10 protein-coding genes and 3 pseudogenes are annotated in these 9558 nt (G+C 67.8%); 7 read left to right on the forward strand and 6 right to left on the reverse strand.

The window, feature by feature from the left end; all coding sequences use genetic code 11:
• Nucleotides 1–12 precede the first annotated feature (12 nt).
• The 3 genes from ABZY11_RS10730 to ABZY11_RS10740 form a co-directional block, all read right to left on the reverse strand.
• Nucleotides 13–615, reverse strand: coding sequence for a CBS domain-containing protein (locus tag ABZY11_RS10730; protein WP_356478795.1), 603 nt, complete (start codon nt 613–615; stop codon nt 13–15).
• Nucleotides 616–800: 185 nt separating this feature from the next.
• On the reverse strand, nt 801–1472 hold the full coding sequence (locus ABZY11_RS10735; protein ID WP_356478796.1) for a CBS domain-containing protein: 672 nt from the start codon (nt 1470–1472) through the stop codon (nt 801–803).
• 154 nt (nt 1473–1626) lie between these two features.
• Nucleotides 1627–2301: a CBS domain-containing protein gene (locus ABZY11_RS10740; RefSeq protein ID WP_356478797.1), complete on the reverse strand. Its 675-nt coding sequence runs from the start codon at nt 2299–2301 to the stop codon at nt 1627–1629.
• Nucleotides 2302–2910: 609 nt separating this feature from the next.
• On the opposite strand from ABZY11_RS10740, the gene ABZY11_RS10745 reads away from it, so the two are divergent.
• On the forward strand, nt 2911–3237 hold the full coding sequence (locus ABZY11_RS10745) for a universal stress protein (RefSeq protein WP_356478806.1): 327 nt from the start codon (nt 2911–2913) through the stop codon (nt 3235–3237).
• Here ABZY11_RS10745 and ABZY11_RS10750 read toward each other — a convergent pair.
• Nucleotides 3134–3757: a CBS domain-containing protein gene (locus ABZY11_RS10750; RefSeq protein WP_356478798.1), complete on the reverse strand. Its 624-nt coding sequence runs from the start codon at nt 3755–3757 to the stop codon at nt 3134–3136. The two genes, ABZY11_RS10745 and ABZY11_RS10750, sit on opposite strands and share 104 nt — an antisense overlap.
• A gap of 798 nt (nt 3758–4555) precedes the next feature.
• Here ABZY11_RS10750 and ABZY11_RS10755 point away from each other — a divergent pair.
• The 4 genes and pseudogenes from ABZY11_RS10755 to ABZY11_RS10770 form a co-directional block, all read left to right on the forward strand.
• On the forward strand, nt 4556–5230 hold the full coding sequence (locus tag ABZY11_RS10755) for a CBS domain-containing protein (RefSeq protein WP_356478799.1): 675 nt from the start codon (nt 4556–4558) through the stop codon (nt 5228–5230).
• 332 nt (nt 5231–5562) lie between these two features.
• Entirely contained in the window at nt 5563–5982 is a 420-nt protein-coding gene (locus ABZY11_RS10760; protein WP_356478800.1) for a CBS domain-containing protein, read from the forward strand.
• 135 nt (nt 5983–6117) lie between these two features.
• Nucleotides 6118–6438 carry a helix-turn-helix domain-containing protein gene (locus ABZY11_RS10765; protein ID WP_356478801.1) on the forward strand — a complete coding sequence of 107 codons (321 nt, stop codon included), beginning with the start codon at nt 6118–6120 and terminating at the stop codon, nt 6436–6438.
• Nucleotides 6435–6548: pseudogene (locus tag ABZY11_RS10770) on the forward strand (winged helix-turn-helix domain-containing protein); the annotation flags it as partial. The gene ABZY11_RS10765 and the pseudogene ABZY11_RS10770, both read left to right, overlap by 4 nt.
• Nucleotides 6549–6563: 15 nt before the next feature.
• On the opposite strand, the pseudogene ABZY11_RS10775 reads toward ABZY11_RS10770, so the two are convergent.
• Nucleotides 6564–6725 (reverse strand): annotated as a pseudogene (locus ABZY11_RS10775) (helix-turn-helix domain-containing protein); the annotation flags it as partial.
• A 529-nt stretch (nt 6726–7254) separates the two neighbouring features.
• Here ABZY11_RS10775 and ABZY11_RS10780 point away from each other — a divergent pair.
• Nucleotides 7255–7398: pseudogene (locus ABZY11_RS10780) on the forward strand (universal stress protein); the annotation flags it as partial.
• Nucleotides 7399–7524: 126 nt separating this feature from the next.
• A complete protein-coding gene (locus tag ABZY11_RS10785; RefSeq protein WP_356478802.1) occupies nt 7525–8853 on the forward strand; it encodes a cation:proton antiporter in 1329 nt (442 codons plus the stop codon).
• Nucleotides 8854–9160: 307 nt separating this feature from the next.
• On the opposite strand, the gene ABZY11_RS10790 is transcribed toward ABZY11_RS10785, so the two are convergent.
• On the reverse strand, nt 9161–9319 hold the full coding sequence (locus tag ABZY11_RS10790) for a hypothetical protein (protein WP_356478803.1): 159 nt from the start codon (nt 9317–9319) through the stop codon (nt 9161–9163).
• Nucleotides 9320–9558 lie beyond the last annotated feature (239 nt).

A 9558-nucleotide genomic window follows, 5' to 3' on the forward strand; every position in this document is an offset into this window, starting at 1 on the left:
GTCGCCCTCCGTTCACGCGGGAACTTCGGACTCGAACCGGGCTGAGACGTCCACGACTCCCGGCACGGTGCGCGCGACACGCACCAGCACGTCACCGAGTGACGGGTCGGGAACGGTGCCGTTCAGACGGACGATGCCGTCGGACACATGGACGTACACGGTCGCGGAGCCCGCTGGGATCAGCTGAGTCGTGATCAGCTCGCGCAGCTCCTGGGCGATGTCCCCGTCCGGACGGAGGTAGATCTTGAGCAGGTCACCCCGGCTGACCACACCCACGAGACGTCGGTCGTCGTCGACGACCGGCAGCCGCTTGAGGTGGCCGCGGGCCATCAGCCGGGCGGCCCCCGGTATACCCGCGTTCCGAGGCACCGTCACGGCGGGGACGGTCATCAGCTGACCTGCGGTGACGGCGCGGGACTCGTCCCCGCCCTGCGCCTTGAGCAGAAGGTCCGCTTCGGAGACCACGCCGACGACTCGTCCCTCGTCGGACACGACGGGCAGAGCGCTGATCCGCCATCGCCGCATGGCCTCCACGATGTCCTTGAACGGCGCTCCGCGGTTGACCGGGATGACGGCGTGCGTCATCACGTCGTCGACGGTACGCAGATGCTTCATGGTTCCTCCAGCAGCATGACGCCCTGTACCCCCGAGCGTCGGCGTCGTCGACGTCCGGCGGTAGGACCATCCGGGGTCTGCCGGGGACTGCTCGGCCCTGTCGCCCTGGCGCGAGCGGTGCTTCGCGAAGGTGGCCGGAGGACATGGGAGCGGATGATGCGGGCTTCGACACATGGCGTGAACACTCAGGGTTTGCCGTCGTCAGGCACATGATCGGGATCCGGCGGCAGATCGTCCACGGCGTATCCGAGGGACCGGTCGACACTGACGACACCGTCGACGGAGAGGCACAGGCGTTCGATGACCGGAATGGTTGAGCGTTCCTCAACCGTGCCGCTCAGGGTGACGACTCCTTCCTGAACGGTCACTGTCACGCCTCCCGGTGTCATCCGGAGAGTGCGGCCCAGTACTTCGTCGACGATTTCCTCGTGTATGGCGTCGTCGCGGCGGAGCATGGGGCGCAGCAGATCCGAGCGGCTGACGATGCCCACGAGCGTGCCCGTGTCATCGATCACCGGAAGGCGTTTCACGCCCCGCTCGCTCAGGAAGCGCGCTGTCTCGACGATGCCCCACGAGGGCCGGGCCGTCAGTACGGGAGTGGACATGAGATCAGCGGCGGTGCGGGCGTCCATGGTGCGGTGGTTCACGGCCGCCGTGCCGCGTAGTTGGTCACGGCCCTCTGCTTCCGGCAGGTCGGCCTCCGAGACGATGCCGATGGGGTGGTGGTGAGTGTCCACGACGGGCAGGGCCGAGACGTCGTTGTAAGCAAGGCTCCAGGCGACCGTCTTGAGTGATGCTTCGGGGCTGGCCGTGGCCACCTCCCGGGTCATGACTTCGGCAACAGTGCGGTGCGTCATGGTCCGATTTCCCTTTCGTGCAGGGGAGTCGGTCGTGGGGAGCCACGTCATACGGGACGCCGCCCACGACCGGTGACGGGGTACACGCCTGCCACGGCCCGGACGAGTCGACGGCCAATGCACCATGACGGGCGGCGATGGCAGCGGCGCGGCCTCACCGCTCGGCGGGCGGACCGTGCGTGGCCCCTTGGAAGGAGGCGGGTACGGGGCCGTCCACGGGCGCGGTCACATGACTCACGACCGCGACCACCCCGTCGAGTTGTTCGGCGAGGTAGGCCAGGATCGCGATCTGGCTGCGGCTCTTCAGCCGGCCTTCCAGGGTGACAACACCGTCGACGACGTGAACCGTGACCGAGTCGGATCCGAGCCCCATGGTGTTCACCAGCACGTCCTGGATGATGCGTCGTCGTATCTCCGCGTCGGGTCGCAGGAACAGACGCAGCAGGTCCCGGCGGGTGACGATGCCGACAAGCCTGTCCTCGTCGTCCACGACCGGAAGTCTCTCCACGCCACTGCGCGCCATCAGCCGAGCGGCCTCCGGTGCGCTCTCCTCCGCGTGGACAGTCACTGCCGGCGTCGACATGATCTCGGCAGCGGTGCATTCCGCTCCGGACGGGGCCGTGGTGCCGGCATCCGGATGACCCGCTGCCTGCCGGCTCAGCAGATCGCTCTCGGAGACGACACCGACAACCCGGTCCTCGTCGTCGAGCACGGGCATTCCACTGATGTCGTGCTGGGCGAGCAGCTTCGCGACCTCCTTGAAGGAGGTGAGCGAGATGACCGAGACGACGTCGTCGGTCATCAGGTCTCCTACTTTGATGTGCTTCATGGGCGGCACCCCCTGCCGTCTCACAGCGATTCACCCGGACGCCATGCCGGAGGTTGTTCAGTAACCACGATCCTTCGGGCCGCACAGAGGCAGGAGGGCCGAACGGGGCGTGGCCGGGACCGGTCGGACCCGGTTCAAGCGTCCGGTGATGGACACCGACGAACGCCGTGAGACGGTCATAGGTATCGACCCGGCCGGAAACCACCACCTGGCGTTGGCCTGGGCAGCCGATGAGGCGTGTCGACGCAGGCCGGACCTCCGGCTCGTCGTAGCCGTTCCTCCATCGCACGACTGGCGCGCGGGTGATGACCGGCCAGGCAGGAAGGCCAATGCTTCGAGCCGGGGCGGACGCTCTTCGGGCGGGGCCGACTGGGTCCGGGCGCGCCATCCGCGACCGCGGCCGGTCACCGATCCGTTCGACGGTTTCCCGGCGGTCGTGATCGGGGGACTGTCTACGAGAGCCCGCAAGGTCGTTCTCGGATCCCGCCATCTGAGCCGTGCCGCGGAGTACTTCAGCGCCGGCTCCCTCGTCGTCCCTGTCACGGCCCAGGCGCGCTGCCCGTGGTGGTTGTGGAGGCGCGGAGCAGATCACCCAGCCGCCGGCCTTGCATGGTGGTGGGAATCGACGGCAGTGCGTCCTCGGAGGCGGCGCTGGGACTGGCGTTCGAGGAGGCCGACCTCCGCGGAGCAGCGCTCCGTGCGGTTTCGGTGTGGCAGCCGTCCGTATTCATGCTCCACGGCGGGAAGGGCGCCGTGCAGGCTCAGCGACGCATGCTCTCCGAGACGATGGCGGGCTGGTCACCGTGGTACCCGGACGTGCCTCCCGGAAAATTCAGGCAAGATCCATGCGGACGTCCACGACACCTTCGACCGCGCGAATGGCCCGGGCCAGAAGCGGCACCAGAGAACGGTCCCGGAGAGGCCCTTGAACAGTGACGACACCGTCCAGAACAGTGAATTCCACCCGGTCCGGGGGAGACAGTTCGGCGAGCACAGCAGATCGGATCTCCTCGTCGATCTCCTCGTCCGGGCGCAGGAACACCTTCAACAGGTCGCTGCGGCTCACAACGCCCTCCAGCATGCCGAGATCGTTCACGACGGGCAGTCGTTTCACTCGCTTGCGCACCATGATGCGGGCGGCCTCGGCGAGCGTGGCGTCGGGGTGGACGGTGACGGCCGGACTCGACATCAGATCCCCGGCCAGTACGGCGTCGGCCTTGGACGCCTCCTCGAGCTGGCCGGGCAGCTTCGGGTCGTCCTGCCGGAACTCCTCCTTCGGCAGCAGGTCCGCCTCGGAGACGACCCCGACGACGCGGCCCTCGCCTTCGAGGATCGGCACCGCGCTGACTTTCCATTGGTGCATCAGCTCGACGATCTCCTTGTACGAGGCCTCGCGGCCGATGGCCACGGCCGTGTGAGTCATGACGTCGCTGACGGTGTACGGGGATGCAGCCATGGGGTGCTCCTCGGGCGTGACTCCTGGGTGGTGGCACGACGGCGTACTCACACGGACCCGGCGCCGTCATGAGGGGCGCAGAGATCGCGCGGATGGATCCGAGTGGCCTCCAACCGGTGGACGGGCGGGACCTGCCCGATCCGATGGCCGAACCGAAGGTGGGATCCGCGTCCATCATCCATGCGTACGGTCTCCGCAAGGAACTCATGGGTTCAGACAGCGTCACCGCTTCTGTTCCGAGGCGCCGGCTGCAGGGCCTGAACAGCCGGACCCGTCGCGTCGACCCTCCAGGGCTGGTGCCCGACTCCCTCCACTATCGGCCCCCCGCACCTCGTGGGCCAACCGGATGCCGGGGCGTACCGGCGCAGCCGGTCCCCTCTGTCGCGCCGGCTCGCGCCGGGGACTGGAGCCGGCGTCTGCGGGCACCCCGCCCGGTGAGGAATGCGGGCGGCTGTCATGTGTCCTGGCCGACGCGAGTCTGTGCGCCTTCGGGCATCGGATCCCACCCGCCGTACGCAGCCTCGTCCGGGCCTACGGCGACCGCTACTGCGGATGGCCGGGCTCATCTCGCGGCGGCCCCCTGGCGTCACCGTTCTCATCGTGTCGCCGTACTCAAACCGCCAGGCACGGCGTGCCGCTGCGGGAGGAGGGAAGCACAATGCCGTGGGGCCGAGTGGGCCGTTCCTCGGAGTCCATCGGCCCCGAAGACGAGCCCGGTCGGCCCGACCGTGGGCGTCTGGTTCCTGATCCGCTCGACATATCACCACTTCCGACCAGCACTCCCCGAAGGCGAGTCACATGCATCATCGGACCGTTGCAGAGCTCATGACCCGGGACGTCGTTCGGGCGCGGCGTGACCTGCCGTTCAAGGAGATCGTCAAACTGTTGGCGGAGAACGATGTCACCGCAGTGCCCGTGGTGGACGAACTGGACCGGCCCATGGGCATCGTGTCCGAGGCCGACCTGCTGCGCAAGTCCGCCGACCTGACCGACCCGACCGGGCGGACACCGATTCCGCATCTGGAGGCGTGGGAGCGGGCCAAGGCCGAAGGGGCCAGGGCCGAGGAACTGATGTCGGCTCCCGCCGTGTGCGCGCGTCCGGAGTGGACCGTGGTCGAGGCGGCCCGCCTCATGGAAGTGCAGGACGTGAAACGTCTGCCCGTTGTGGACGAGACGGACAAGCTGCTGGGCATTGTCAGCCGCAGAGACCTGCTACGGGTCTTCCTGCGCCGCGATGATGCTATCCGTGAGGAAATCAACCGGGATCTGTTGCAGCAGACGATGGGCCTCGCTCCCTCGGCGGTGACGGTCGAGGTCAGGCATGGGGAGGTGGCCCTCAGAGGATCCGTCGAGTTCAAGAGCCTGATTCCCATCATCGAACGGTTGTGCAGAAGTGTCGACGGTGTGGTGTCCGTCACCGAGCACCTGGTCTACCGGACCGACGACGTACCGAGTTCACCCACCAACACGTGAGATACCGTGCCGCCGTTGTCCGGCCACACGGCCGGCGACCGTGCTCATGCCTGCACAACACACAAGCGGTGCTCCAGGGATACCACCCGGGCCTTCCCCTCATCGGGAGCCTGGTCGCCGACGATGCCGAGCGCCACACCGCGGTACGGCTGCCGCCGTGACCTGGCCATCGACCTTCCCCCAGCGAGTGCTCACACGGTGGCTCACCCACTCTTGGCTGGCATGCGTACGGGACACGAAGAACCCACACTGGTTTGAGGGGGAGCGATTCGGGGCGTGCCCGGATCTATGGGCTCTGCCCGCGTAGATCCTCGGGCTGGAAGGAGACGGCCATGACCATTGCACGGGAGATCATGCACGCCGATGCAACCTGCATCCAGGAGAACGAGACGCTGGAAATCGCGGCGCGCCGGATGAGTGAGCTGGACGTCGGAGCGCTCCCGGTCTGCGGGCCGGACGACAGGCTTCACGGCATCGTCACCGACCGCGACATCGTGGTGAAGTGTCTGGCCAAGGGCAAGGACCCGAAGACCATGACCGCGGGCATGCTCGAGCAGGGCAAACCGATCACCATTGACGCCGGGGCCGACACGGATGACGTTCTGCGTGCCATGGAGGAGCACAAGATCCGGCGGCTGCCGGTCATCGAGAACCATCGTCTGGTCGGCGTGATCAGCGAGGCGGACCTCGCGCGTCGCCTGCCGGAGGAGCAGGTGGGCCACTTCGTCGAGGTCATTTGCGCCGCGAAGTGAGCAGCGGTGGCAACAGTCGGATGCTGCCTGACGAGACGGCCCTCGGACAGCGCATGGGTGATGGCTGCTGTGGTTTTCGCATTGTCGTCGGGTGGTGGCTGTTGGTGATCCCTGCGGTATGCCGGTGGATGCGGTATGCGGAGGGTGGGGGGGGGCCTGGCTGCTGAGCGGCGGGTGTTTCGTGAACAGGAGCGGCTGGAGGCCGGCAGGCGGTTCGCGGCGGGTGAGAAGCCTGCGGTGATCGCGAAAGAGTTGCGGGTGAGCGTGCGTTCGGTGGAGCGCCGGCGTCGGGCTTGGAGGGAGGGCGGTCCCAGGCCCTGCGTTCCGCTGGGCCGGCGAAGGTGCCGAGGATCTCGGATACCCGGTTTTGTGGTGCTGGAGGAGAAACTGGGCAAGGGTCGGGCCGGCCATGGCTTCGAAGATCAGCGCTGGACCTGGGGCCAGTTCGAGCGGTGATCGCCCGCCGTTTCGGGGTGAGTGTGTCGGTGGCGACGGTGTGGCGGCTGCTGAAAAGGCATGGCTGGTCCTGGCAGGCTCCGGCTCGCAGGGTTCTGGAACGGGACGAACAAGCAGTGGAGTTGGAGCCCGCTCTCGACAGCGGCCTTGTCGGGGAAGTGCTTGTGCAAGGAAGGCGCCCGGATGCCGACTCGCTCGGCGATGCGCCGCATCGACAACGCATCCGGCCCTTCGGCGTCGAGCAGTTCCCGGGCTGCGGCCGTGATCTGCTGCGAGCGGTCAGCCACCGTGGGCCGTCCGAACGATGACGATGCCGGCGGGCCGCACAGATCCGGAAGCCGGTATCCGAACGGTGGACCGGACCGGGGGGCCAGCGAGGAACACACGGCGGCGACGGCTGGCAGTTGGTGCTCATCCCCGGACCCGCCATCGACCCGGAAAGGAGCGCTGGCGTCTCCCATGCACTCCGGAAGGGCTGGGTCGGGACCCTGCTGTACGGGGTCTTGCTGGCTGTGGCGGTTTTCACCGCGGCTCTCACGTTGCGACCGACCTGACTGGCCATCCAGCTCAACTGCGACCCGCACCGCCCAGGGCGCCCCGAATAGCGGAAACGCTAAGCAGCACGCAACAGCACCGAGACCGCAAACAGGCCCTGGGCCCACACCCGGATGATCTGAGTGACACAGCGGGAGGCGCCGATCCGTTGGGCGAGGACGGGGGCGTCGTGGGCGGTGGCGGCGGCACACTCGATGCGCCGCGCGGCTGGATACTGCCCGCCTCTGGCGGGGTCCGGGTCCGCGTACAACTCGGAGGCAACTCCTGCAGGCAGGCTCCGAAGCAGGGCTCGTAGTCGTCGGCCGCCGCATCCGCCGTTCCTTGATCGGTACGCATATCGGACCGATCACTCATGAGATCCTCCGTCACTCCCACACGCCCGTCGCCGTCGTCGCTCACGAATAGGGTTCCGCAGCGCCGGAGCGCCGCACCCCGAAGCCCGGCTCCTGCCTGCAGCCGTACATCGTCTGTGCGATCCTCCGCTCGGGTGAAAGCTGCGGTCACGCCCTCCGCCTCGATCCTTGTCAAGCCATGACCACCGAGAATCAGCCCTCCGCCGGCGATGCGGCCACGATCACGGAGTGCATGGTGGATGGATCCTTCTCACTGATTCTGCTCTTTCTCTTCCTCTGGGGTCTGTACTCACAGCGGCTGGCACGCATCGAACTCACCGCCCCCGTAGCGTTCGTGCTGCTGGGGCTGCTGCTGACCGAAGGGCTCGGCGTACTGGACCTGGCCCCCTCACCCGGGACAGTACGAACGCTCGCCGAGGTCACACTGACCTGGGTGCTCTTCACCGACGCCGCACGGTTGTCCTTCCAGGCTCTGCGCCCGGAGCTGGGTCTGTACGTGCGACTTCTGTTGCTCGGTCTGCCGATGTGCATCGGCCTCGGCACCCTTCTGGCCATGGGCCTGCTCCCCGAAGTGTCGGGCTGGTCTGCGCTGTTCGTCGGCGCCGCGCTGGCTCCGACGGACGCCGCGCTCGGCGCCACGATGATGGTCAATCCAGTGGTGCCCGGGAGGATCCGGCGGCTCATCAACGTCGAGAGCGGTCTGAACGACGGCATCGCCACCCCGTTCGTCGTGCTCGCCCTCGCCGGAGTCGCCGCGGCCGGAAGTACGTCGAGCACCCATGCTTCCGGAAGCGCCCTGGTGGAAATCGCCATCGGCCTGGTCTACGGCACGGTGCTCGGGCTGACAGCCGGGTGGCTGATGCGTTCCGCCCTGCGCAGAGGCTGGGCCACCGAGGCTGTCGCAGGGTCGGGCGTCCTGGCGCTGGCCCTCCTGGGCTACACCTCGGCCATCGCGATCGGCGGCAACGGCTTCATCGCCGCCTTCACCGCCGGTCTGGCTTTCGGATCGATGCAGGGCGCCCCGCAGCGCGTGCTGTTGTTCGTCGAACAGTCCGCTTCACTGCTTTCCGTACTGGTTTGGCTGCTCTTCGGCGCCGTACTGGTGCCGGCCGCCGTCGCCCACCTCACCTGGCAGGCGGTGCTCTACGCGGTGCTGAGCCTGACGGCGGTACGCATGGTGCCCGTAGCCGTGTCCTTGATGGGAAGCGGTCTGGACAGTAGAACCGTCCTGTTCGTGGGCTGGTTCGGCCCACGCGGGCTGGCATCAGTCATCTTCGGTCTGCTGGCAATCGAGGAACTGGACCCGTCGGCCTCGCGGACGATCGTCCCGGTGGTCGCCTGCACCGTGCTGCTCAGTGTCCTCGTGCACGGCATCACATCCGCTCCACTCGCACGACGCTATGGAAGAGCGTCAAGGATCACCGGCGCGACTCCCGCAGGCCCGGCCATGGACGAACTGCCCATCCGAGGCATGGTGGCGGGCACTTCCCCTGATCACACACCATGATTCTCCGCTGGGTCTCACGACTCGCCTCGTCCGCTGGTCGTGGTTCTCTTCACGGGGATGGTGCGTGTGGTCTCGGCCGCCTCGGGCTCCATCACCACCCGCACAGTGAAGATTCCGACCGTATTCGTAGTCTGCCTCGACTCCGCCGGACGGAATCCGGGCCGGGAGGCGCACGGTGTGGTGGAAAGAGCCGTAGCGGAACTCCCCTGCTTCACCTCGAACGCCGAGTGGTCTTCGGCGGCTGCGGACGGCAGGGCAGCCGCAGTGGCAGGCGCGGACTGCTGCACGGGTACCGGCTGCGGTCCGACTACGGCCTGCGCGCCTCCCAAGCGCTGGGCTGGCTCACGGCGGCGATGGCAAGCGCTTCGAGAAAGCCCTGAACAGCACCGTCAACTCGGCCGAATTCCTCCTCCGGCCAGGACCTGACCACCGCCGGCACCTGCATCGAGATGACCTTCAGCCTCACCGAACCCGTCCTCCTGGGCCTGGCCGCCCTCGCCATCCGCAACCGTGTCAAACGCTGACCTCGGTGCTCCCCGACCGGGAACCCGTGCGGCTGCGTGCTTGAGAGCGGCGTCGAGGAGGCGGCGCAGGTGTGCCGGTGTCGGCGCGACGGCGGTGACGAGCAGTGCCGGCCCATCGGCGAGAGGGGTGAGGGCGGCGCACCCCTCCTCGGGGGTGTCGCCGATGAGCAACGGCTTGTGA

The sequence above is a fragment of the Streptomyces sp. NPDC006510 genome, from assembly GCF_040611955.1.
In the GTDB taxonomy this organism is placed as follows: domain Bacteria; phylum Actinomycetota; class Actinomycetes; order Streptomycetales; family Streptomycetaceae; genus Streptomyces.

Bases quoted from the DNA above. Each gene is read 5' to 3' on its own strand.
- ABZY11_RS10730 (WP_356478795.1), bottom strand. From the start codon at position 615: ATGAAGCATCTGCGTACCGTCGACGACGTGATGACGCACGCCGTCATC.
- ABZY11_RS10735 (WP_356478796.1), bottom strand. From the start codon at position 1,472: ATGACGCACCGCACTGTTGCCGAAGTCATGACCCGGGAGGTGGCCACG.
- ABZY11_RS10740 (WP_356478797.1), bottom strand. From the start codon at position 2,301: ATGAAGCACATCAAAGTAGGAGACCTGATGACCGACGACGTCGTCTCG.
- ABZY11_RS10745 (WP_356478806.1), top strand. From the start codon at position 2,911: ATGGTGGTGGGAATCGACGGCAGTGCGTCCTCGGAGGCGGCGCTGGGA.
- ABZY11_RS10750 (WP_356478798.1), bottom strand. From the start codon at position 3,757: ATGGCTGCATCCCCGTACACCGTCAGCGACGTCATGACTCACACGGCC.
- ABZY11_RS10755 (WP_356478799.1), top strand. From the start codon at position 4,556: ATGCATCATCGGACCGTTGCAGAGCTCATGACCCGGGACGTCGTTCGG.
- ABZY11_RS10760 (WP_356478800.1), top strand. From the start codon at position 5,563: ATGACCATTGCACGGGAGATCATGCACGCCGATGCAACCTGCATCCAG.
- ABZY11_RS10765 (WP_356478801.1), top strand. From the start codon at position 6,118: ATGCGGAGGGTGGGGGGGGGCCTGGCTGCTGAGCGGCGGGTGTTTCGT.
- ABZY11_RS10785 (WP_356478802.1), top strand. From the start codon at position 7,525: ATGACCACCGAGAATCAGCCCTCCGCCGGCGATGCGGCCACGATCACG.